At 72.1% G+C, this 23069-nt stretch carries 19 protein-coding genes and 1 riboswitch; of the genes, 10 read left to right on the top strand and 9 right to left on the bottom strand.

Translation table 11 applies throughout. From position 1 onward, the window contains the following. Position 1: 1 nt before the first annotated feature. On the bottom strand, positions 2–691 hold the full coding sequence (locus OG992_RS23340; protein WP_266304311.1) for a DUF4232 domain-containing protein: 690 nt from the start codon (positions 689–691) through the stop codon (positions 2–4). 191 nt (positions 692–882) lie between these two features. Continuing rightward, complete coding sequence (locus tag OG992_RS23345; RefSeq protein ID WP_238683079.1) at positions 883–1188, bottom strand: helix-turn-helix transcriptional regulator; 306 nt, start codon at positions 1186–1188, stop codon at positions 883–885. A 91-nt stretch (positions 1189–1279) separates the two neighbouring features. On the opposite strand from OG992_RS23345, the gene OG992_RS23350 reads away from it, so the two are divergent. The 3 genes from OG992_RS23350 to OG992_RS23360 all read left to right on the top strand — a co-directional run bounded on the left by OG992_RS23350 (position 1280) and on the right by OG992_RS23360 (position 5028). After that, entirely contained in the window at positions 1280–2242 is a 963-nt protein-coding gene (locus OG992_RS23350; RefSeq protein ID WP_238683080.1) for a DMT family transporter, read from the top strand. Positions 2243–2310: 68 nt separating this feature from the next. Beyond that, positions 2311–2446: riboswitch (SAM riboswitch) on the top strand. Positions 2447–2456: 10 nt separating this feature from the next. After that, complete coding sequence (gene thrC, locus OG992_RS23355; RefSeq protein WP_210780906.1) at positions 2457–3743, top strand: threonine synthase; 1287 nt, start codon at positions 2457–2459, stop codon at positions 3741–3743. A 265-nt stretch (positions 3744–4008) separates the two neighbouring features. Continuing rightward, positions 4009–5028, top strand: a complete 1020-nt coding sequence (locus OG992_RS23360) for a GNAT family N-acetyltransferase (protein ID WP_266304312.1) — start codon at positions 4009–4011, stop codon at positions 5026–5028. Between the two features lie 9 nt (positions 5029–5037). On the opposite strand, the gene OG992_RS23365 is transcribed toward OG992_RS23360, so the two are convergent. Continuing rightward, complete coding sequence (locus tag OG992_RS23365; protein ID WP_266304313.1) at positions 5038–7230, bottom strand: hypothetical protein; 2193 nt, start codon at positions 7228–7230, stop codon at positions 5038–5040. 278 nt (positions 7231–7508) lie between these two features. Between OG992_RS23365 and paaN the strand changes: the two genes are divergently transcribed. Next, positions 7509–9182, top strand: a complete 1674-nt coding sequence (paaN, locus tag OG992_RS23370) for a phenylacetic acid degradation protein PaaN (RefSeq protein WP_238683083.1) — start codon at positions 7509–7511, stop codon at positions 9180–9182. Between the two features lie 240 nt (positions 9183–9422). Here the strand turns inward: paaN and OG992_RS23375 are convergent, their stop codons facing one another. Beyond that, positions 9423–9953 (bottom strand): GNAT family N-acetyltransferase, encoded by a 531-nt coding sequence (locus OG992_RS23375; protein WP_266304314.1) that lies wholly within the window; start codon positions 9951–9953, stop codon positions 9423–9425. Between the two features lie 325 nt (positions 9954–10278). Between OG992_RS23375 and OG992_RS23380 the strand changes: the two genes are divergently transcribed. From OG992_RS23380 to groL, 3 genes are all read left to right on the top strand, one after another. After that, positions 10279–10482 (top strand): cold-shock protein, encoded by a 204-nt coding sequence (locus OG992_RS23380; protein WP_091402914.1) that lies wholly within the window; start codon positions 10279–10281, stop codon positions 10480–10482. A gap of 94 nt (positions 10483–10576) precedes the next feature. Further along, positions 10577–11749: a hypothetical protein gene (locus OG992_RS23385; RefSeq protein WP_266304315.1), complete on the top strand. Its 1173-nt coding sequence runs from the start codon at positions 10577–10579 to the stop codon at positions 11747–11749. 272 nt (positions 11750–12021) lie between these two features. Beyond that, positions 12022–13644, top strand: coding sequence for a chaperonin GroEL (gene groL / locus OG992_RS23390; RefSeq protein ID WP_088950420.1), 1623 nt, complete (start codon positions 12022–12024; stop codon positions 13642–13644). Between the two features lie 56 nt (positions 13645–13700). On the opposite strand, the gene OG992_RS23395 is transcribed toward groL, so the two are convergent. The 3 genes from OG992_RS23395 to OG992_RS23405 all read right to left on the bottom strand — a co-directional run bounded on the left by OG992_RS23395 (position 13701) and on the right by OG992_RS23405 (position 17951). After that, positions 13701–13949, bottom strand: a complete 249-nt coding sequence (locus OG992_RS23395; RefSeq protein WP_266304316.1) for a hypothetical protein — start codon at positions 13947–13949, stop codon at positions 13701–13703. Positions 13950–14027: 78 nt separating this feature from the next. Beyond that, positions 14028–14963 (bottom strand): GNAT family N-acetyltransferase, encoded by a 936-nt coding sequence (locus tag OG992_RS23400; RefSeq protein ID WP_266304317.1) that lies wholly within the window; start codon positions 14961–14963, stop codon positions 14028–14030. A 69-nt stretch (positions 14964–15032) separates the two neighbouring features. Then, the gene (locus OG992_RS23405; protein ID WP_266304318.1) at positions 15033–17951 is read right to left on the bottom strand and encodes a S8 family serine peptidase; all 2919 of its coding nucleotides are present in this window, start codon (positions 17949–17951) and stop codon (positions 15033–15035) included. A 251-nt stretch (positions 17952–18202) separates the two neighbouring features. Here OG992_RS23405 and OG992_RS23410 point away from each other — a divergent pair, with 251 nt between their 5' ends. Then, entirely contained in the window at positions 18203–20017 is a 1815-nt protein-coding gene (locus OG992_RS23410) for a glycerol-3-phosphate dehydrogenase/oxidase (RefSeq protein ID WP_266305261.1), read from the top strand. An 88-nt stretch (positions 20018–20105) separates the two neighbouring features. Further along, on the top strand, positions 20106–20642 hold the full coding sequence (locus OG992_RS23415) for a hypothetical protein (protein ID WP_238683089.1): 537 nt from the start codon (positions 20106–20108) through the stop codon (positions 20640–20642). Positions 20643–20652: 10 nt separating this feature from the next. Here OG992_RS23415 and OG992_RS23420 read toward each other — a convergent pair whose 3' ends face one another. Continuing rightward, positions 20653–22053: an FAD-binding oxidoreductase gene (locus tag OG992_RS23420; protein WP_238683090.1), complete on the bottom strand. Its 1401-nt coding sequence runs from the start codon at positions 22051–22053 to the stop codon at positions 20653–20655. A gap of 68 nt (positions 22054–22121) precedes the next feature. Here OG992_RS23420 and OG992_RS23425 point away from each other — a divergent pair, with 68 nt between their 5' ends. Further along, positions 22122–22406 carry a DUF4031 domain-containing protein gene (locus OG992_RS23425; protein ID WP_112674123.1) on the top strand — a complete coding sequence of 95 codons (285 nt, stop codon included), beginning with the start codon at positions 22122–22124 and terminating at the stop codon, positions 22404–22406. Here the strand turns inward: OG992_RS23425 and OG992_RS23430 are convergent. Continuing rightward, positions 22378–23034: a metal-dependent phosphohydrolase gene (locus OG992_RS23430; protein WP_238683091.1), complete on the bottom strand. Its 657-nt coding sequence runs from the start codon at positions 23032–23034 to the stop codon at positions 22378–22380. The genes OG992_RS23425 and OG992_RS23430 overlap by 29 nt on opposite strands. Between the last annotated feature and the right edge of the window lie 35 nt (positions 23035–23069).

The following is a 23069-nucleotide window of genomic DNA, read 5'->3' on the forward strand; positions in this document are numbered from 1 at the left end:
CTCACAGGCGGCTGTCGGGCGGGCTCACCGAGGAAGGGACCACGCTCGGCGCCGGCGGCGGGCTCGGACGGGTCGGCGCCGGCGTGGACGGGTCGGCCTTCTTCCAGGCGCTGACGCCGATCCGGCCGGTGTTGCCGAGGTCGATCGGCCCGTCCGGGTCGACCTCCGCGGCCGGCTGCCCGGCGGCGGGCGCCACGGTCAGGAACTCGCCGTTTGTGGCGACCACTGTCGAGTCGGTGACCAGGTTGCGCCAGAGCACCACTGCTGTGGCCCGCTCCCCGGCGGCGAGGGTGACCTGCCGGGGTGGTTGGTCGAAGCCCAAGGTGATCTCCTTGGCGCCGTTGACCACCCGCAGCATGACCGGCTCGCGCGCTTCGTCGAACACGTGCAGCACCGGGTACCCGTTGAGCTGGTAGGGGTGCTCGCCGCAGTTGACCAGCTCCAGGCCGAGGGCGCGCAGGCCCATCGCGGCGTCCCCGCCGGTCGACCGGATCCGAACGCCGGTGGCCGGGCACTCGGCCGACGGCTCGGTGCTGGAGGACGGGCCCGCTTCCGCCCTCGCCGCAGGGGGCGGCCCGCTCGGGTCCCCGCCCTGGCCCCGATGGTCGCCGGGAGTGCAGCCGCCGAGCGCGAGAGCCATCGCGACCGTAGCGGTGACGCGTCGCCGTGCTGCCGTGTCGGGGGAGATCATCTGTTGATCCTCGCCCACGTGCGGGGCACACCGCCGCCCGGCCCCGACCTCGCCGGCTCTCCCGCGCCGCCGGGCCGGCTCCGCGATCTTGCACTTTCTGTGCCGACATAAGGCGCTTAACCACCCATACCGACTACACAAAGCGCAAGATCGGCGCGGGTTGCGCCGTACCTGACACAGGCGCGGCTCGTCTACGCCGGCGGGCGCTGGGTGAGGACCGCGTCCAGCAGGCCGGGGTAGAGCTCGTCCACCTCGTCCCGGCGGAGCCGGACCAGTCGGCTGGTGCCGGCCGCCCGGGTCCGGGTCAGCCCCGCCTCGCGCAGCACCTTGAGGTGGTGGCTGCGGGTCGCCTTGGAGACGCCGAAGTCGAAACTGCCACAGGCGGCCTCGCCGCCCTCGGCGAGCGCCCGGACGATCTGTAGCCGCACGTCGTCGGCGAGTGCGGCCAACACGCTGGTGACCGGTACGGCGGTCAGGTCGGGCTCGTGCGGCTCCATGTGACCAGTGTAACCCTTGTTCGACAACGATCGAACGACGCCCTAGGGTCGGTGTCGTTGGTTCGACGATACTCGAACATTGGAGTTGCCGATGCGATCCCGCGCCACCGCGTACCCACTGGTCGCCGTGCTCGGCTGGGGCGTGATGTTCCCGATCCTGGCCAGCGCGCTCGACCGGGTCGACCCGCTCAACCTGACCACCGCGCGCTACCTGCTGGCCGCCGTCGTCCTGGTCGCCATCCTGCTGCTCCGCGAGGGTGCCGGCGCGCTCCGGCACGGTGGCCGGGCGCTGGAGGTGGTGGGGCTCGGAGTGGTCGGCTTCGCGGGCTTCAACCTGCTCACCAACCTGGCGCTCGAACACGCCGCCCCGCAGCAGATCTCCCTCTTCGTGGCCACCACGCCGGTGATCACCCAGCTCGTCCGCTGGGCCCGCGACGGCGTACGCCCGAAGCCACTCCTGCTGGCCCTCTCCCTGGTGGCGCTCCTCGGCGTCGGTCTGGTGATCACGCGCGGCAGCCTGGCCGGGCTCGGCCAGTTCGGCCTCGGCGGGCTCATGATGATCGGCGCGGTGCTGGGCTGGGGCATCTACACCCACGGCGCGAGCCGGTTCGGCGAGTGGTCCCCGCTGCGCTTCACCACACTGACCGCGCTCGCCGGCACGGCCGCCATGCTCGTCCTGAGCGTCGGCGCCGACGCCGTCGGCTGGCAGCACGCGCCGGCCGCCGCCGACCTCGTGGCGGTCGCCCCGCAACTGGCGTACGCCGTGCTGGTGGGCGCCGTGATCGCGGTCCTGGCCTGGAACACCGGTGTGCAGCGGCTCGGCGCCGCCAACGCCGCGCTGTTCATGAACCTGGTTCCGGTGACCACCTTCGCGGTGCAGATCGCCCGCGGCTACCGCCCGGAGCCCGTCGAACTGGTCGGGGCCGCCATCACGATCGCCGCCCTGGTCGCCGCGAACCTCGCCGCCCGGCCCCGGACCACGTCGCTGCCCCGGCCGAGCGCGGTGACGGATCCGATCGCGGTGACCGACCCGGTGGCGGTGAGCGCCCGCTGACCCACTACCTGGGATCAGCGGTAGCAGCGACCGACAGCGTTGTCCTAGACTCGACGGCACAACTGAATACCTCATCCAGAGGGGCTGAGGGATACGGCCCGACGACGCCCCGGCAACCACCCCGCGCGCTCACCGCTGAGCGACCCGCGGGGCAGGTGCCAATTCCGTCCCCGCCGCACCGTGCGATGCGGGGAAAGATGAGAGGACCCTCGACATGACGTCGACGCTCGTCGCCTCCGGCATCGACACCTCCGCCAGCCCCGCCCGCGCCCTGGTCTGCCGTGCCTGTTCGGCCCGCTACCCGCTCGCCGCCCAGCACGCCTGTTACGAGTGTTTCGGCCCGCTGGAAGTCGACTACGACACCGCCGCGCTGGCCGCCGTCACCCGCGAGCAGATCGAGGCCGGCCCGAACAACATCTGGCGGTACGCCGCGCTGCTCCCCGCCGGTCAGGACCCGGCCAGCCGGGTCACCCTCGACCCGGGCCTGACCCCACTGGTGGCGGCCCCGCATCTCGCCGCCGAATTGGGCATCACCGCGCCGCTCTGGGTCAAGGACGACAGCGCCAACCCCACCCACTCGTTCAAGGACCGGGTCGTCTCGGTGGCGCTCACCGCTGCCAAGGCGCTCGGCTTCAGCCGGTTCGCCTGCGCGTCGACAGGCAACCTGGCCAACTCGGTGGCCGCCCACGCTGCCCGCGCCGGTGCGCCCTCGGTGGTCTTCATCCCCAGCGACCTGGAGCAGGGCAAGGTCATCACCACAGCCGTCTACGGCGGCGAACTGGTCGCCATCGACGGCTCGTACGACGATGTCAACAGGCTCTGCGGTGAGCTGGTGGAGACCGACGAATTCGAGGACACCGCGTTCGTCAACGTGAACGTCCGGCCGTACTACGCGGAGGGCTCCAAGACCCTCGGCTACGAGGTGGCCGAGCAGCTCGGCTGGCGGATCCCGGCGCAGGTGGTCATCCCGATGGCCAGCGGCGAGCTGCTCACCAAGATTGACAAGGCGTTCTCCGAGCTGGTGGAGATCGGCCTGGTCGAGGCGCCCGCCGACGGCTGGAAGGTCTTCGGCGCGCAGTCCGCCGGCTGCAACCCGATCGCCGTCGCCCTGCACGCCGAGACCGACACGATCGTCCCGGTCAAGCCCACCGGCATCGCCAAGTCGCTCAACATCGGCGACCCGGCGGCCGGCCTCTACGCCCTGGAGGCGGTCCGCCGCACCGGCGGCTGGATGGAGTACGCCGACGACGACGAGATCCGCGCGGGCATCCGCGATCTGGCCCGTACCACAGGGGTCTTCGCCGAGACCGCTGGTGGGGTCACGGTGGCCGTGCTGCGCAAGCTGGTCGAGTCCGGTCGGCTCGACCCGACGGCCGAGACCGTCGTGTTCAACACCGGCGAGGGTCTGAAGACCATCGACGCGGTAGCCGGCCAGGTCGGGCCGACCCACCACATAAAGCCCTCGCTGCGCGCTGCCCGCGACGCCGGCCTCCTGGGCTGACGGGCTCGCTCGGACCCGGGCGGAGTCGATCAGTCGGTAACTGGGTTTTCGCTGTGAGTGTGGAAAACCCGCCGCTACGGACTTGACGGCAGGAACCGGACGGCGCAAGATGCTCCGTGCGGGAGGGCATTTCGCCGAAGACTTTTGAAGTTCTTGCGACCCAACGCCGGAGGCGTTGTGCGAGTGTCCCTCCCGACCAACGTTCGATCGGGCCAGCGAGTAATTCGCTGGCCCGATCGCTTTTGTAGGGTGCACGCTCACCGGCATGAGCATCACGATCGCGTCGTTCGACGGCGCCGACCGGACGCCGGTCGACGAGGCGTACCGGATCGGGTCGGCGGCCAACGACGCTGATCTCCCGGACTTCCCGCCCTTCTGCCGGCGTCGCTTCGACGCGATGTTCCACTCGCCGATGCCCGGCACCCGGTCGCTCTGGGCGCTGGCCCGCCTGGACGGCGTGCCGGCCGGCTACCTCCAACTGGACCTGCCGCAGCTCGACAACCCCGACAACGCCACCGCCGAGCTGCTGGTGCATCCGCGGCTGCGGCGCCGGGGCGTCGGCCGGGCCCTGCACGAGTACGGGCTGCGCCTGCTCCGCGAGCACTGCCGCAAGCGGGTGGTGGCGATGGCCGTCTCCGCGCTGCCCGGCGGCGCTGCCCGAAGCGTGGCCGGTGACGCGTTCGCCGCCGCGACCGGCGCCCAACCCGCCCTCGCCGAGGTGCGTCGCCGGCTCGACGTCGGCGAGATCGACCGGGTCGCTCTGCGGGCGGCGCTCGCCGAGGCCCGACCGCGAGCCGAGGGCTATCACTCCGTCTGCTGGCAGGGCTCCACCCCACAGGAGTACGTGGCTGACATCGCCTACCTCGACGGCCGGCTGCTGATGGACGCGCCCATGGGCGACGTGCAGTGGGAGCCGGAGCAGGTGGACGCCGAGCGGATCCGTGGCAACGAGCGGGCACTGGACGCCCGGGGCCGGCGGCGCTACCACCTCGGGATGCGGCACGAGGCGTCCGGTCGGCTGGTCGCCTGGACGCTGCTGGACGTGGGCGCCTCCGCCGACTGGCACGCGTTCCAGCAGATCACCATCGTCGACCCGGCCCACCGTGGGCACCGGCTCGGCCTCATCGCCAAGGCGGAAAACCTGCACCACCTGCTCACCCACGAGCCGGCGGTACGGGTGATCGACACCTTCAACGCGGCCAGCAACAGCTACATGGTGTCGATCAACGAACAGCTCGGCTTCCGCCCGGTGGACCGCTGGACCGACTGGCAGCTCACCCTCTGAGTCGACAGGTCACCCGTCCGTCCGTTCCAGGCGCTCGACCAGTTCGCCGACCGCGGCGTGGAAGTCGTCGTCGGGAGTGAACCGGTGGCCCTGCACCGGCGGAGGCACGGTGTCGGTCGGTGGGATGAGCAGCCCTTTCGGATCCCGTACCCGACGGTCGACCCGGGCGGCGGGGTCGTCGGGTCCGTCGACGAACGGGACGAACACCGCTCCGCCCACCGCGTCGGTGTACCGCCACAGGTTGATCCACCGCCAGGCCAACCGGCTGCCGACCTCGCGCAACATCTCGTCGCTGACGTACGCCGGGAAGATCCGCCGGTACCGGTTGCCGAGCGGGGAGCCGTAGGTGAGCAGGGCCACCCGCCGGCGGCAGTGGTCGGGCAGTTGAAGGATCGTCACCGCCGCGAGCACGCTGCCGTGACTCTGCCCGGACAGCAGCACCGCGTTCCCGTCGGCGGTGAGCTGCCCGATCCGGCGGGTCAGCTCGGGGACCGCCCGCTCGACGTAGCACGGCGGGGCGAGCGGATGCGCGGCACGCGGCCAGAAGGTGGCCAGCTCCCAGAGCACCCCGACCAGCCGGATCGCGCCGGAACGGTAGGCGACAAGTCCCATTATCGCGAGGACCGTGGCGAACAACCCGATCAGCAGGGCGCCCAGGTCGGTCACGAAGATCACCGGACGGGCCAGCGACTCGCCGCCGAGTCGCAGCGCGAGCGCACCCGGGCCGGGACCGATCACCGAGAGCCCGGCCGCAGCCAGGGTGAGCAGCGCCAACACCACGTACGCGGTGGCCAACAGCCCTCCGAGCCGATCCGTCAGTCGGGCGCGCACGACCGCGTCGCGGACGGCCCGGACCCGTTCCGGGGCCGCCCGGGAGGCTTCCGGATAGTCCCGCCGGATCAGCTCCTCGGCCTCCCGACGGCGACGAGCACGGCGAAGCCGGGGCACGAGCACTGCCGTCACGACCACCAGGAGCACTGCGAGGGTGAAGCCGAGGGTGACCCAGCGGTAGGCGATCGGCGGCGACAACGGTGGCGCGCCGGGCGGCAGCGGCCGTGCGGGCGTCGGGCTGGACCCACGGTCCAGATACTCGGCGAGCCCGTAGGTCAGGCCCGAGGAGTAGGCGACGCCCAGCCCGATCGCGACAGTTATCAGCACCGGCGCCCCCAACCCGGCCAGCAGGAAGAAGGGGCGGGGGAGGGAACGGCGCTGCACCGCCACCACCAGGCCGAGCATCGCGAGCAGCACCACCTGCCCGGCGAACAGCCCGGCCACCAGCAGCCCGTACCCCGGCAACATCCCCTCGGCCTTCCACGGCGACCGTGGCACCACCGCGTAGCCCACTGTCAGCGCGGTGAGTGCCACGGCCACCCAGCGGATCGTCCGCGGACTCCGCTGGTCCTGCTCTCCGCGCCGTTCTATCGCCGGCCGGCAGAGCAGCACCACCGCGCCGGCGAGCAGCGCCACGTCCGCGGCCAGCAGCAGCCAGCCGGGCACCGTCGCGTCGTGCGGTGCCAGGACCAACAGCAGAGTGATGTCGAGCGTGCCCAACGCCACCGCGACGTGCACCGAGCGCAGGCGGCGCAGCAGCGAGCGGGTGTCCCAGAAAGCGGGCGCGTCGAGCCGGTCCGCACCCACCCCGGGCGCGTGGTCGCTGTCCTCGGGGAGCTGCCAGCTCCGGGCACCGAGTCGCCAGATCAGGAAGATCGCGAGGATCGGCGGTACGGCAAGCAGCGCCAGCCGCTGCCCGGGCGGCACGTCGCCCAGCCACGACAACTCCCGCCGCCCCTCCAGGCACCTCGGGTAGGCCGCGCACTGCCACGCGATCAGGTCGACTGACACCCCGACGGTGGAGAGCACGTACATCGCGGTCATCGTCGCTGCCAACAGTCGGCACAGCGCCCGCGCGGCGTGGCCGCCGCGTCCGGTGACCGGCAGCATCCAGGCCGCGATGTTGCTGAGCATGAACGGCAAGAGCAGGACCAGGGAGAACGTCCGGGTGGCGGTCCCGCCGGTCAGCCTGCTCCAGCGGTACGCCTCAAGCGTCACCCCGTTGCGGTCCGCGGCGGCACCGTAGCCGGGCCGCGGCCGGTAGAAGCCGGCGTTGTCGTCTCCCGCGACCCGCGCGACGATCGGTCGGTCGAGGATCGTCTCGGGCCCCTTGTCGGCGACCCCGTGCACCCGGATCTCGGTGATCCTCACCCGCCGCCCTCCCCTGGCCGGCTTTCCTGGCCGGAGGCCCGCGGTTACCCGCTGCCGCCGCGAGCAACCTCGTGCCGTCGGCCATTGGCGCTACTGCTCGGGACGTCGACTGCGGCATGAGCCGCTGTCGGGCATTCGCGCTACTGCTCGCGGACCGGACTCAGGCATGAGCCGCTGTCGGGCATTCGCGCTACTGCTCGCGGACCGGACTCAGGCATGAGCCGCTGTCGGGCATTCGCGCTACTGCTCGCGGACCGGACTCAGGCATGATGGCGGGCATGACGGAGACCCCGCATCCCCTGTACGACAGGCACGCCGACACCCTCAACCGTGCGCTGACCGCGATCACGGAGCGGGGCTACTGGTCCGCCTATCCCGAATCCCCCAGCCCCCGGGTGTACGGCGAGACCGCCGCCGCCGACGGTAAGGCCGCCTTCGAGGCGTACCTCGGTGGTGACTTCCCGCTCGACCAGCCCGGCGCGGGCGTTCGGGTCGCCACCGAGACGAGCCCGTTCGGGGTGGAGTTGGCGGTGCGTTACCCGCACGCCGGCCCCGGTGAGCTGATCAGCGCCGCCTCCGCCGCGCTGCCGGCGTGGCGCGACGCCGGCCCGCAGGCCCGGGTCGGCGTCTGCCTGGAGATCCTCGACCGGCTGCACAAGCACATCTTCGAGCTGGCCAACGCTGTGCAGTTCACCAGCGGGCAGGCGTTCGTGATGGCCTTCCAGGCCGGTGGCGCGCACGCGCTGGACCGGGCGTTGGAAGCGCTGGCGTACGCGTACGCCGAGATGACCCGCCACCCGGGCACGGCCGGCTGGGAGAAGGCCGCCGGCAAGGGCGACCCGCTGCGGATGACCAAGACGTTCCACGTGGTGCCGCGTGGGGTGGCGCTGGTGATCGGCTGCAACACCTTCCCGACCTGGAACTCGTACCCTGGGCTGTTCGCCTCGCTGGTCACCGGCAACCCGGTGATCGTCAAGCCGCACCCGCGCGCGGTGCTGCCGCTGGCCATCACAGTGAAGTACGCCCGGGAGGTGCTCGCCGAGGCCGGGTTCGACCCGAACCTGATCATGCTGGCGGCCGAGGCGCCCGGTGAGAAGCTCGCCAGCGACCTGGCCCTGCACCAGGCGATCCGGATCGTCGACTTCACCGGCTCCACCGAGTACGGCGACTGGCTGGAGACGCACGCGCGGCAGGCATCGGTCTACACCGAGAAGGCCGGCCTCAACACCGTCGTCATCGACTCCACCGACGACTTCGCCGGCATGTGCCGCAACCTCGGGTTCACGCTGACCCTCTACAGCGGGCAGATGTGCACCACCTCCCAGAACATCCTCATCCCGGCCGGGGGCATCGAGACCGACCAGGGCCACAAGAGCTTCGACGAGGTGGCCGGCGGAATCGCCGCAGCGGTCGGCAAGCTCACCGCCGACCCGGCCCGAGGTGTGGAGCTGACCGGCGCCATCGTCAACGACGGGGTGCTGGAGCGGCTGGCCGAGGTGACCAAGGTCGGCGAGCCGGTGCTGGAGTCGCGGGCCGTGGCCCACCCGTCGTACGCCGACGCGGTGGTGCGTACCCCGACGATCGTGAAGCTGGCCGCTGACGACGCGGAGACGTACGGCCGGGAGTGGTTCGGGCCGATCTCGTTCGCCATCGCTACCGACTCCACCACGCACAGCCTGGAGCTGCTGCGCCGGACGGTCGGCGAGAAGGGCGCGCTCACCGCCGGGGTCTACTCGACCGACGAGGCAGTGCTTGACGCAACCGAGGCGGTGGCGGTCGAGGTCGGGGTTCACCTGTCCTGCAACCTCACCGGGGGCGTCTTCGTCAACCAGTCGGCGGCGTTCTCCGACTTCCACGGCAGTGGGGCCAACGCGGCGGCCAACTCGGCGCTGACCGACGGGGCTTATGTGGCGAACCGGTTCCGGATCGTGCAGTCGCGGCGTCATGTTTGATCTCTAGTCGCGGTGGGGGTTTCCGGGTCGGGCTGCCCCGGAAACCCGCCGTGGGCGCGGTGGTCGTCGGCGTGTCCGGCCCGGAGCCTCTGCTTTCCCGTGATCGTGCTCGACCCAGGAAGTAGTGGCCTCTGGTCGGATGATGACCACTACATCCCGGATCGAGCGTGATCATCACGGCTGGGCGGCGCGCGCCGGCCGTCCGCGTGGCGGTGGTGATCGTTGGAGGTGGTTTGTGGGTCAGGCTGTTCGGCGCATCTGTAGCTCGGTGAGGGCTGGGATGTTCGGGTGGGGGACTCGTACCCCGGTGTCCTCGAAGCCCAGGCGCTGGTAGGCGCGGTAGGCGCGGTCGTTGCCGACCACCACCTCCAGCAGCAGCTCAGGTCGGCCACAGGCTCGCGACCAGGCGGCCACCCCGTCGATCAGCTCGCCGAGCAGGCCGCTGCCGCGCCAGGTCGGCGTGACGTACACGGCGTAGATCACGGTCAGCCCCGGTTCGTTCGGGTGGGTCGTGCCACCGGCGTGCCCGACCAGCCGGCCGCCCGGGTCGGCGACGAACTGCGCGTTACCGGCACCGGCCGAGGTGTACGCGACCCGGGCGGCGAACTCGTTGTGCGGTCGGGCCGCCGCGTCCGCCAGGGTCTCCAGGAAGGCCAACGGCGCGTCGGCGAGCATCTCCAGGCGCAGCGCCCGCATCCGGGCGGCGTCCTCCGGCCGGACCCGGCGGATCTCCGCGAGCCGTAGGGCCGGCGAGCCCATGTCGGTGGTCATGTCCGCATGCCTACCACAGGGCGGGGATGGCGTTTCGCGAGCTGGGCCCGATCGCGATCATCTCGAGGGCTGCCCTGCGACCCTGCCCCTCTCCGCAATGACGCGGGCGAATCCGATGGCTGGGGAACCCGGCCGATCAGCGCGCCCGGGACGCCCCGAAGTGTGTCTGATTTGTGGCAGTGCGCGGCCGTCACTCCTCGTGTAGCGTGCGATTTCGGCCACCTTATTTAATGGCGGTCATCGATCGCTGAGTCGGTGGTCCGGGGCGCCCGGCCGTGCCGTGCGCCGAATCAGGCAACGCCGGGCAGAGTGAGGGAAGTGCACCGTGGCACAGGGCTCCGTGAAGTGGTTCAACGCCGAAAAGGGCTACGGCTTCATCGCCGTCGACGGCGGTCAGGACGTGTTCGTTCACTTCTCCGCGATCGAGATGGACGGTTACAAGGCGCTGGACGACGGTCAGCGGGTCGAGTTCGAGATCACCCAGGGCCAGAAGGGCCCACAGGCGGAGCACGTACGCGTCATCGGCTGAGCTTCCTGGCCGATCGGCCCGTGAGTCGGGGCTGCGGCAGGGGCACTCAGCCGGGAAGATCGTGAACCGTTCCAGCCAAAGCTGAGGAGCGTTCATGACCGACCAGTCACCCCCGCACACTCCTTCCTCCGGGTCGGGGGAGCCGGACCCGTCCGATCCGTCCTCGCAAGCCGGCGGCCCCGGCCACGCCGGTCCGCCCCCCGGCTGGGGGCCGGGCATGCCCCCGGCCGGCCCGTCCTCCGGCCCCGCCGCCCCGCCCCCCGGCTGGGATCCCGCGCAGGGTGCCTGGGGTGCGGCCCCGCCACCGCAGGGCTGGGCGTTCCCGCCCACCGGGGGTTACCCGCCCGGGTCGGGTCCCTACGGCGGGCAGCCGTGGTATCCGGGGCCGCCGGTCGGCTGGTACCCGCCGGGTCACGGGTTCGACCCGAACGACGCCCTGGTCACGCCGCCCGGCGCCGGCATCGGCGGCTGGTTCGACCGGTGCGGGGGAACGCTGCGCCGGGGCTGGCGGCAGTTGGTGCCGATCATGCTGCTCACCCAGGTGCTGCCGGCGGCGGTGCTCTCGGTGGTCTCCCTCGGGCTGGACCCATCGGCGAAGTGGGCCGCCCAGGCCGAATCGACGTCGACCCCCGCGCTGCCGGACAATTTCGCCGCCGAGCTGCTGAGCCTCCTCGTCCTGCTGGTCGGCGGCAGTGTGGTGGTCGGGTTGGTGCAGGCCGTCGGGTGGGCCGCCGGCACCTGGGTGATCACCCAGCAGGCGGCCGGTCAGCCGGCCAGCCTGGAGGCCGCGCTGCGCTACGGCCTGCGTCGGGCACTCGGGCTGTGGGGCTGGACCCTGTTGATCAGTCTGCTCATCGGCGTCGGTGTCTGTTTCTGCGTGCTGCCGGGCATCTACCTGGCCTTCGCGCTGAGCATGGCCGGCCCGGTCTACCTCTTCGAACGGCACAACCCGATCGGTCGATCGTTCCGGATGTTCCACGACCGGCTCGGCCTGCTGCTCGGACGGGTGGCCCTGGTGGCCGCCGCGGTGATCGTCGGCACCCTGATCCCCGGTGCCCTGGAAGGAATCGGCACCTCCCCGCTCGGAACGGATCCGTTCTCCTCGGCGGGTACCGCCGCCGGAGCGGTGGTGGTGATCGGGATCACCGCCGTGCTGGCCCTGCCGGCCCACCTCGCGCAGATGATCGGTCTGCTGGTGACGTACGCCGAGCAGCGTGCCCATGAGGCACCGGTGAACAGCGCTGGACTGGCCGCGGAACTCGGCTGAGCGGCGGCATCGTGCTTGCACTCGGCAGGTGAGAGTGCTAAACAAGTCATTGGCACTCGCATACCGTGAGTGCCAATGGTCGGGACGGTGGGGCCAGGTTGCACCGGTGTGGAGACACCGGGGCGGCACATGGCCGGTCGTCGCGGGCTATCCGGCCCGGCCGAAGGACGTCGTCGTCGCCAGGTGGCGACGTCCCAAGGTGCGTACACCAGGCGGCCCATCCGGGGCACACATCTCGGGTGGCCCGTGAGTGTCCAGGAGGACAACGCCGTATGGCCAAGATGATCGCGTTCGACGAAGAGGCGCGCCGCGGCCTCGAGCGGGGCATGAACCAGCTCGCCGACGCCGTAAAGGTGACCCTCGGCCCCAAGGGCCGCAACGTCGTGCTCGAGAAGAAGTGGGGTGCCCCCACCATCACCAACGATGGTGTGAGCATCGCCAAGGAGATCGAGCTCGAGGACCCGTACGAGAAGATCGGCGCTGAGCTGGTCAAGGAGGTCGCCAAGAAGACCGACGACGTTGCCGGTGACGGCACGACGACGGCGACCGTCCTGGCCCAGGCCCTGGTTCGCGAGGGCCTGCGCAACGTGGCCGCTGGCGCCAACCCGATGGCCCTGAAGCGGGGCATCGAGGCCGCTGTCGCGAGCGTCTCGGAGGAGCTGTCCAAGCTCGCCAAGGACGTCGAGACCAAGGAGCAGATCGCCTCCACCGCCTCCATCTCCGCTGGCGACAGCACCGTCGGCGAGATCATCGCCGAGGCGATGGACAAGGTCGGCAAGGAAGGCGTCATCACCGTCGAGGAGAGCAACACCTTCGGGCTGGAGCTTGAGCTCACCGAGGGTATGCGCTTCGACAAGGGCTACATCTCGGCCTACTTCATGACCGACCCGGAGCGTATGGAGGCCGTCTTCGACGACCCGTACATCCTGATCGCCAACAGCAAGATCTCGTCGGTGAAGGACCTGCTCCCGATCCTGGAGAAGGTCATGCAGTCGGGCAAGCCGCTGCTGATCATCGCCGAGGACCTGGAGGGCGAGGCCCTCGCCACCCTGGTGGTCAACAAGGTCCGTGGCACCTTCAAGTCGGTCGCCGTCAAGGCGCCGGGCTTCGGTGACCGCCGCAAGGCCATGCTGACCGACATCGCCATCCTCGCCGGTGGCCAGGTCATCAGCGAGGAGGTCGGCCTCAAGCTCGACGCCGCCAGCCTCGACATGCTGGGCCGCGCCCGCAAGGTCGTGGTGACCAAGGACGAGACCACCATCGTCGACGGTGCCGGTGACGCCGAGCAGATCCAGGGCCGGGTCAACCAGATCCGGGCCGAGATCGACAAGAGCGACTCCGACTACGACCGGGAGAAGCTGCAGGAGCGGCTGGCCAAGCTGGCCGGCGGCGTTGCGGTGATCAAGGTCGGCGCGGCCACCGAGGTCGAGCTCAAGGAGCGCAAGCACCGCATCGAGGACGCCGTTCGCAACGCGAAGGCCGCCGTCGAGGAGGGCATCGTCCCGGGTGGTGGCGTCGCGCTGGTTCAGGCCGGCAAGACCGCCTTCGACAAGCTCGACCTGGTCGGCGACGAGGCGACCGGTGCGAACATCGTCAAGGTCGCGCTCGACGCCCCGCTGCGGCAGATCGCCGTCAACGCCGGCCTTGAGGGCGGCGTCGTGGTGGAGAAGGTCCGTAACCTCGAAGCGGGTCACGGTCTGAACGCCGCCAACGGCGAGTACGTCGACCTGCTGGCCGCGGGCATCATCGACCCGGCCAAGGTGACGCGTTCGGCGCTGCAGAACGCCGCTTCCATCGCGGCGCTCTTCCTCACCACCGAGGCCGTTGTCGCGGACAAGCCGGAGAAGAACCCGGCTGCCCCGGCTGGCCCGGGTGGCGGGGACATGGACTTCTGAGTCCAGTTCCGACACCGAACGGGGCGGGCCGCTGACGCGGTCCGCCCCGTTCGTCGTCAGGTCGGTAGTGGGCGCTGGTTGCGCCGCTTCTGTGCCCGGTTGTACGGCGGAGGCAGTTTGATCGGCGCGTCCACCATCTCCTGCGGTTCCTCGGCCACCGTCGGCTCGCCCTCGGTGGTCATCTCGGCCAGTTGCTCGGCGTCGCCGTAGTCGAGCCTGTCGAACGGCAGTTGGCCGGGGAGTTCACCCACCGGTTTCCAGGTGATCGGCGGGCCGTCCTCGGTCTGGTTGTCATCCGTGGTCATGGCTGCCTCCTCTACCGAAACGGTAGGGGGCGTCGATGGCCGATGCGGGCGAATGGATCTTTGTCCTGTTTGCCCCGGTTATGCCGTCGGTAGGGTTCGCCGGTACAGGAAAAAGACCCGCTCGATCCACGCGCCCGCGCTACCCGAATAGAACGGCACCGGTCCCACCCAGCCGATCTGTGCCCGGTCCAGCCCCGCCGCCCGCTGGTCGCGCAGGCAGCGCCGCAACAGCACCCCACCGATGCCCGAGCCCTCCGCGGCCGGCGCGGTGCCCATCGGTCCGAACCAACTCGGCCGCGACGACCCGTACGCGGCGAAGCCGAGCACCTCGCCGTTGCGCTCCGCCAGGTGGCAACCGGCGTCGGCACGCCCCACCGACCCGGCCAGCTCACCGTCCCACGTTCCGCCGAAGGTGGACCGGGCGAACGCGGTCAGCGCCGGCAGGTCCGCCGGCTCCGCCCGGCGTACCGTGACGCCCTGGTCGGCCAGCCGTTGCTCCGTCGCCTCGGTGGACCGCAGTGCCGGCGACCCGTCGTACGACAGGTCCGCGGTCATGTTCCAGGCGGTCCGGTCCTGCTGGTAGCCGAGCGCGAGTGCGGCGCAGACCGCCGGCGTGTAGCGGACGTCGATTCCCGGCCACGCGTAGTACGGCGGGTTTCCGGCCAGCAGCACCTCGGTCGCCCCGCGGTCGGCGAGCACCCGCTCGGCCCGCTGGAGCAGCGTCCGGCCGACGCCCCGACGCCGCTGATCCGCAAGGACCGCGACCAGGTCCACGTGCCCGATCCCCGGCTCGGTCGACGACACCGAACAGATCAGCACCCCCACCAGGTCCGCGCCCCGGTACGCGCCCAGCCCGACCGCCGGCCGCTCGGCGGCGGCCCGGGTCCAGAGCACGTCCACGATGGAAGCCGCCTCGGCGGCGTCCTCGGGCAGGTCGAGAGCCTGCTGGCAGAGCTGTACGACGCTGGTGACCAGGTCGGCGGTCAGCTCGGTGACGGTGATCTCGGCGTCCATGGTCGCCGACCCTAGATCACCGACTGTCGAGCCGCACGCCCGGCTCAGCGCTTCAGGAAGGAAACCTGCCTATTGCTGGGCGGCGCGAACGGCCGCGTAGGCGTCGACTTGGCCGGCACCGGTGACGTTCGACGGGGTACCGCAGGCGTCGGAAGGACTGTCGGAGCGATAGGTGGGTGTGGCCACCGTGGCAGTGTCCCGAAGGATCTGCCTGGTCCGGGTCACGTCACCGACCAGCGCCGGGTTCGCCGACCACATCAGCGCGACCACCCCGGCCACCTGCGGGGTCGCCATCGACGTACCGTCCAACGCGGCGTACGTGCCGCCCGGCATGGCCGACACCACCCCCACCCCCGGCGCCAGCACGTCCGGTTTACCCGAGCCGCCCGGCACCGGCCCACGCGAGGAGAACTCGGCGACCCGCCGCTGGGCGTCCACCGCGCCCACTGTCAGCACGTCCGGGTACGGGGCGGGCGGATCGTCGATCGACGCGCACCACGGGCCGGTGTTACCGGCCGCGGCGACCACGAAGATCCCGGCGGCGTCGAGGGCGGCGGTGGCCGGCCGCAGAACGCGCTGGTCGCAACCCTCGATGGGCGGGCAGCCCCACGAGTTGGTCAGCACCTGCGGGGCGCGCTCCGGACGGCCGTCGGTGAACGGGTCGCCGCCGGCTGGGAAGGGCGCCAACATGAACTGGAGGCAGTCCAGGTAGTGCGCGGGGCTGCCCAGGTTGCGGTCCAGGTTGACGCAGCCCACCCACTGCGCGTCCGGCGCCACCCCGATGCCGTCCCGCCCGACCGCGCTGCCCACCGTGTGGGTGCCGTGCCCGCCCTGGTCGGTCGGGCTCCGGGTGTCGTCCCACGGGTCGTACCAGGAGTCGTCCCCACCACGGAACCCGGCTCGTAGCGCCGGATGGGTGCCGTCCACCCCCGAGTCGGAGCTGCCGACCACGATGCCCGTGCCGGTGACCCGGAGTTGGGACCACACCCGGTCGGCACCGATCTGGCTGATGTTCCACTGCGGGCCGGTGGGCTTGGGCAACGTGCCCCGGTTCTGCCCGGCCGGGGCCGGCAGCGGTCGCAGGCGCTGGCTGACCAGCACCCGCGCCACCTCCGGCCGGCGGGCGAGCCAGGCACGGACCGCTGGGCCCCCGTCCACCTCGACCGCGTTGACCAGGTAGTACGACACCGGGTCGAGGCGCAGCCGGTTCAACCCCCGCAGCAGGTCACCCTGGCTCTGCTCGGCGGTCGTCACCAGTCGCCGGTAGACCTCCGCCGCGCGGGCGTCCCGCCCGGCCCGACCCGGCGCTGCGGCCGGAAGGCCGCTCAGGTCGGCCTGCGTACGCAGCACCACGAACAGCCGCTCGCCGTACAGGCCCGGCTGGCCGGGGCCGAGGTCGACCACCGCGAACGCCACCAGCAGCACCACGGCCGCCACCGCGGCGACCCGCCTGTTCGGGGTGCGTGCCGTGCGTCGGGCGAGCAGCACCGCGTACCCGATGGCGACCACTACCGCGACGGCGAGCCCGACGCCGCTGGCGGCCGCCACCCAGAACGGGATGTCCCGGGTGCCGACCAGCAGCAGGCTGATCTCTTCCGGGTCGGTGAAGGCCAACGGGCCGAGCACGGCCAGGCCCACGAGCCAGCCGGTCGCCGTGCGGCCGGCGCGGGTGGCCTCAACCGGGTCGGCGGTGGCCGGGCCGGGGGTGGCCGGGCTGGTGGTGGCTGGGCTGGTGGTGGCCGGGCTGGTGGTGGCTGGGCTGGTGGTGGCTGGGCTGGTGGTGGCTGGGCTGGTGGTGGCTGGGCTGGTGGTGGCTGGGCTGGTGGTGGCTGGGCTGGTGGTGGCTGGGCTGGTGGTGGCTGGGCTGGTGGTGGCTGGGCTGGTGGTGGCTGGGCTGGCGGTGGCTGGGCTGGTGGTGGCCGGGTCGGCGGTGGCTGGGCTGGCGGTGGCCGGGTCGGGGGTGGCCGGGTCGGCGGTGGCTGGGTCTGTGGTGGCCGGGTCGGCGGTGGGCCGCCAGGTCGCGGCCCAGAGCGCGGCCAGTGCGAAACCCACCGGCGGCACTGTCAGCAGCGCGGGCAACTGCGCGCCGGACTGGCCGGTCCCGGCCGCGAGCAGCAGCAGCGCCACCCCGGCGACCAGGCCGCCGACCAGCACCAGCCGAGCCGGCCGGGGCGGTCGCCCAACCGCGAACAGCGACCAGAACGGGGCATCCAGCAGAGTCGCGGCGAGCACCCCGAGCGCGGCGGCCGCCAGCAGCGCGAGCGCGGTCTCCAGGAGGCCGCCGAGCGCGCCCAGCCAGGCCCACGGCAGCAGCAGCGCCAACCCGGCGGCGACAGCGAGCAGCGGCACCGGGTCGGGCTGGCGCACGCGCCGTCCGACCGACTCCGCGTTCCCAGCGGCCTCGGGCCGTGTGGTGTCGCCGTTCCCGGTGGCTGCGGGCCGTGTGGTGTCGCTGTTCCCGGTGGGCGCGGGCCGCGTGGTGTCGCCGTCTCCGGTGGCCTCGGGCCGCGTGGTGTCGCTGTTCCCGGTGGGTGCCGGGCCGCGGACCGAGCCAATCAGCCCGGGGTACGCCCAGCGGCGCGCCGACCAACGCACGGCGAGCGCGCTGAGCAACGCGGCGCCGGCCAGCGCGGCGAGGTATGCCTCGTGGTGCACCGGCGGCACGACCCGCAGGACTGTGAGCACGCCGAGCGCGAGTGCCCCGATCAACCAGGCCCGCCCGGTGGCCCGGACCGCGCCCGACCGGGGCAGGAGGGCCAGCAGCAGGGCGGGTGTGCCGGCCAGCACGACGGTGGCCAGGCCGAGCACCGGCCAGAGCCAGCCGAACCGGTCCCGTCCGAAGCCCAGCAGCACCTGATCGGTGAGCCAGCCACCGGTCTGGGTTCCCACTGTGACCGCCACCGTCCAGCAGCCGACCAGCACGGCCGCGACCACCGGCCACGGGGAACTGCGGTCGCTGTAGCCGGGGTGCGCAGGTTGACCTTGCATCCGAGAACCTTACGACTATGAGGAAGGGTTTCGACCCGACCGTCGGGTTCCGGGGCTACGAGGAACCGTGCAGATCTTGGACAGTTTCCGTCAGGAGATGACGGAAACTGTCCAAGATCTGCGATCGGTCGGCATGGGCCGGGTGGCGAGACGTGTCGTGCGCTTCGGAGCAGGTAGGCGCGGTGCGGAGCGGGCGGCGAATGTCGACACGGTGGCTCGACGGTTACGGTGGACGGGTGCGCGACCCCAATATCTCCCGATCCGTCGCCGGTCAGCTCTCACCGGTCCGCCGTGCGTCCGACCTGCGTCGACTGCGTGCCGAGCGCTTCGACGTGCTGGTCATCGGGGGCGGGGTGACCGGAGCCGGCACCGCCCTGGACGCGGCGTCCCGTGGCCTGAAGGTGGCGCTGGTCGAAGCGCGTGACCTTGCCGCCGGGACCTCCAGCCGGTCCAGCAAACTCATCCACGGTGGCCTGCGCTACCTGGAGCAGTTGGAGTTCCACCTGGTCCACGAGGCACTCACCGAGCGTGGTCTGCTGGCCACCCGGCTCGCGCCGCACCTGGTACGCCCGGTGCCGATCATGGTGCCGCTGCCGGCCGGGCGGGGCCTGCGGGACCTGCCGGCCCGGGTCTTCCGCCGTTCCTACTACGGCGCCGGCGTGGCCGCGTACGACGCCTTCGCCGGGATCTTCGGCGGTGGCAGGGGCATGCCCCTGCACCGGCACCTGACCCGGGAGGGCGCCCGGCGGATCTTCCCGAGTCTGCGGGCCGACGCGCTGGCCGGGGCGATCCGCTACTACGACGGGCAGGTCGACGACGCCCGGCTGGTGGTCACCCTGGCCCGCACCGCGGCCAGCCTCGGTGCCACTGTGGTGAGCAGTGCCCGCGCCGTCGGGTTGATCCGGCAGGCGCGCGAGGTGACCGGCGTCCGCGTCCGGGACCTGGAGGCGCCGCCGGGCTCGCCGGACGCGGAGTTCGAGGTGCAGGCGCGCACCGTCATCGCCGCCACCGGTGTGTGGAGCGACGACATGTCCCGGATGCTCAACGACGTCGGCCTGCGGCCCGGCGTCCGAGTGCGCGCCTCCAAGGGGGTGCACCTGGTGGTGCCCCGCTCGGCGATCACCGGCGAGACGGGGCTCATCCTGCGTACGGCGAGTTCGGTGCTCTTCGTCATCCCGTGGGGCGGGCACTGGATCATCGGCACCACTGACACCGACTGGCGGCTGGACCGTTCCCACCCGGCCGCGTCGGCCCGCGACATCGATTACCTCCTCCAGCAGGTCAACACCGTGCTGGACCGGCCGCTGACCACCGCCGACATCGAGGGGGTGTACGCCGGGCTGCGGCCACTGCTGGCCGGCGAGGCCGACTCGACCTCGAAGCTCTCCCGGGAGCACGCGGTCTTCGAGCCGATGCTCGGGCTGCTGCTGGTGGCCGGCGGCAAGTACACGACGTACCGGGTGATGGCGTCCGACGTGGTCGACCGGGCCGCTCGCCGGCTCGGTGGCGCCCGCGCGTCGCGTACCGCCGATCTGCCGTTGCTCGGCGCCGACGGCTACCCGGCCATGTGGCGGGACCGGGCCGACCTGGCGCGCCGGCACGGTGTGCCGGTGGGTGTGGTGGAGCACCTGCTGGAGCGGTACGGCACCCTCACCCTGGACCTGCTGGCGCTTGTCGACGCCGATCCTCTGCTGGCGTCCCCGTTGGCGGGTGCCCCGGAGTATCTGGCGGCCGAGGTCGCCTACGCGGCGCGGGCCGAGGGCGCGCTGCACCTGGAGGACGTGCTGACCCGGCGAACCCGGATCTCGTTCGAGACCAGCCACCGGGGGCTGGAGTCGGCGGAGCACACCGCCGAGTTGATGGGCGCGGTGCTCGGTTGGGACGCGGCCACCCGGGCGCGCGAGGTCGAGCACTACCGGGCGCGGGTGGAGGCGGAGCGGCAGTCCCAGTTGATGCCGGACGACGCGGCGGCGGATGCGGCCCGCCTCGGCGCTCCGGACGTGCGGGGTTACGCGGCTGACCGGGGCGACGACGATCAGGCGGAGCTGCGCCCGTCCGCTCGATGACGAATTGCGACGTTACCGATGGGTAACCATCGATACCGGCCCGGATGGTGGTTTCGAACGCTACCTACGGTGGGGTAGGTTTCCGCGCGTGCTACCCCGCGCGCGCCCTCGTCTGCTCGTACCCCTGCTCGTCGTCGCGCTCGTCGGCGCCCTGACCGGGTGCTCCCTTTTCGACGGAGACAAGCCGAGCACCCCGGTGGCGCAACCGACCGCCGGCCCCGCAGGTGGCGGATCGCAGCTGGAGATCCCCACCACTGTCGCCGCCGGTCAGGTCAGCCTGCTCCAGCGGCTCGGCGAAGACGGGCCGATGCGCACCCTGAGCGTCGAGCGGAACGGCGCGTGGCAGTGCGTCGACTGCGCCGGCGACGGCGTGACCTCCCGGGGCACCCTCGCACCGGAGCTGACCGAACGGCTGCAGGTGCTGCTCGCCAACCCGGCGCTGGCCGACGAGACCGATCAGGCCCGGCGATACAGGACCACCTGCATCGACGCGCTGACGTCCAGCCTCATCACCTCGGCCGGGCTGATCACCTCGCAGGACTGCCCGGGTGAGGAGCTCACGCCGGTCGCCGGGGAGATCCTGCTGCTGCTCACCCAGGCGACCCCGGCCGAGGTCAAGGGCTGACCGTAGCCGGTCAGAGCACCTTGCCCGGGTTGAGCAGGCCGGCCGGGTCGAGCGCCGACTTGATCGCCTGATGCACACGGACACCGACCGGCCCGATCTCCCGGGCCAGCCAGTCCCGCTTGAGCAGCCCCACCCCGTGCTCGCCGGTGCACGTGCCGCCCAGGTCCAGGCCGAGCCGCATGATCTCGTCGAAGGCCCGCCGGCCCCGCTCCACGCTCGCCGGGTCGGCCCGGTCGACAACGATGTTCGGGTGCATGTTGCCGTCCCCGGCGTGCCCCACCACGCCGATCGGCACCGCACACTCGACAGCGATCCGGGCGACCCCGTCCAGGAGCGCGGCGAGCGCGCCGCGCGGCACCGCCACGTCGTCGATCACCAGACCGCCGTTGCCGCCCGGGTAGGCGTCCGCCGCGAACTTCTCCATCGCCGGGTGGGCCAGCCGACGAGCCTGGAGCAGCGCCGCCGCCTCCACCGCGTCGGTGGCCGCGTAGACCTCGTCGGCGCCAACGGCCTCGCACACCTCGGCCAGCACGGCCAGGTCGTCCGCCGCCCGGGAACCGGTGTCGGCGGCGGCCAGCAACAGGGCCTGCGCGTCGGTCCGCAGACCCATCGGCTGGTACGCCTCGATCGCCCGCAGGTGGGTCTGGTCCAGCAACTCCAGCAGGCTGGGAGTGAGCCCGCGAGCCGCGATCTCGGCCACCGCCGCGCCGGCCGTGGCGGTGGAGGGGAAGACCGCCACCAGGGTCAGTGAGTCGGCCGGGGCGGGCCGCAGCGCCACTGTCACCTCGGTGATCACGCCGAGGGTGCCCTCCGAACCGACGAACAACCGGGTCAGGTCGTAGCCGGCCACCCCCTTGGCCGTACGCCGGCCGGTGCGCAGCACCTCACCGGAGGCGAGCACCACCTCCAGGCCGAGCACGTACTCGGTGGTCACCCCGTACTTCACACAGCACATGCCGCCGGCGTTCGTGGCCACGTTGCCGCCGATCGTGGACGACTGCCAGGAGCCGGGGTCCGGCGGGTACCAGAGGCCCTGTTTCGCCACCGCCCCGGCCAGCGCCGCGTTGACCACCCCGGGCTGGACCACGGCGATCCGGCTCACCGGGTCGATCTCCCGGATCTCGTTCATCGCGACGGTGCTGAGCACCACGGCGCCGTCCACAGCGTTCGCCGCGCCGGCCAGCCCGGTCCGCGCGCCCTGCGGCACCACCGGTACGCCGTGCCGCGCCGCCGCCTGGATCACGGCGACCACCTGCTCGGTGTCGCGCGGACGGGTCACCACCAGCGGGACGCCGGCGGCGCACAGGTCGGCCTCGTCCCGCTGGTGCATGCGCAGCAGGTCCGGGTCGGTGAGCACGGCGTCGTCACCGAGCGCGGCGCGCAGGTCGTCGAGGAGCGCGGTGGGGGCCATGCAGCCGAGGCTAGGTCGCCGACCGGCGATCATCAACATGATCGACTGGGCGGGATAACTTGGGCACCATGCTCTACCTGGACCGGCCGGCCTGGCCGTGGCGCGGTCGGCTCTGGTCGCACCTGATCAGTGACGTCTCGTACGCCGAGCTGCACGCCTTCGCCGAGGCGCTCGGCGCGCCCCGGCGCGGCTTCGACCGGGACCACTACGACATCCCGGCGGATCGGTTCGCGGCGGCGGTGTGGCTCGGCGCCCAGGTGGTGCCGAGCCGGGAGCTGGTCCGGTTGCTCCGCGCCGCCGACCTGCGTCGGCCGAAGCACCTGGTCAACCCGCGTTCTCCGGCGCCCCGGTGAGGGTGGCCAGCTCGCGGCGCACATTGTCCCGGGCGGGCTCTTCCCACCGGCTCACCAGCGGTGGCGACCGGAACAGCGCGGGCAGCGACAGCAGGCCGGTCAACACGGCGGCCCGCCCAGCCCGGAAGGCCGGCTCCGGCACGTGGGCGTACTCGTGGCGGATCGCCGCCGCGTAACGGTCGTAGCGGGCCGGCGGCGCGGCCAGAACGGCCAGGTCCGCGTCGCAGAGCAGCGCGCCATCCCGGTCGTTCGGCGTCACCGTGTGCCCGGCGGTAAGCAGCACGAGCCGGCGCACCTCGGCCACCGTGGGCGCCGGCACTCCGAGCCCGGTGAGCACGCTCTCGGCCAGTTCGGCGCTGTCACGTTCGTTGGCGTCGCCGGCGGCCCGGGGGTCGTAGACAGCGTCGTGGAACCAGGCCGCCAGCCGGACCGCGTCGGCCCGAATGGCCAGGTCGGCGTGCTGGTCCACCACATCGAGCACAGCCGTCAGGTGGGCCAGCGTGTGGTAGTGCCGGTGCGGCTCTCGCCACCGGACGGTCAACTGCTCCCCGGCCCTTGTCGTATCCGGGTCGGGCCTCGCGCCGGCACCCCGGGCCGCCGCCCGCCACCGGTCCAACAGATCAACCACCGCCCGAGTCTCCCGCATCGGCCCCCGCCGCGCGG

It is taken from the genome of Micromonospora sp. NBC_00362 (assembly GCF_026342155.1).
GTDB lineage: Bacteria > Actinomycetota > Actinomycetes > Mycobacteriales > Micromonosporaceae > Micromonospora > Micromonospora hortensis.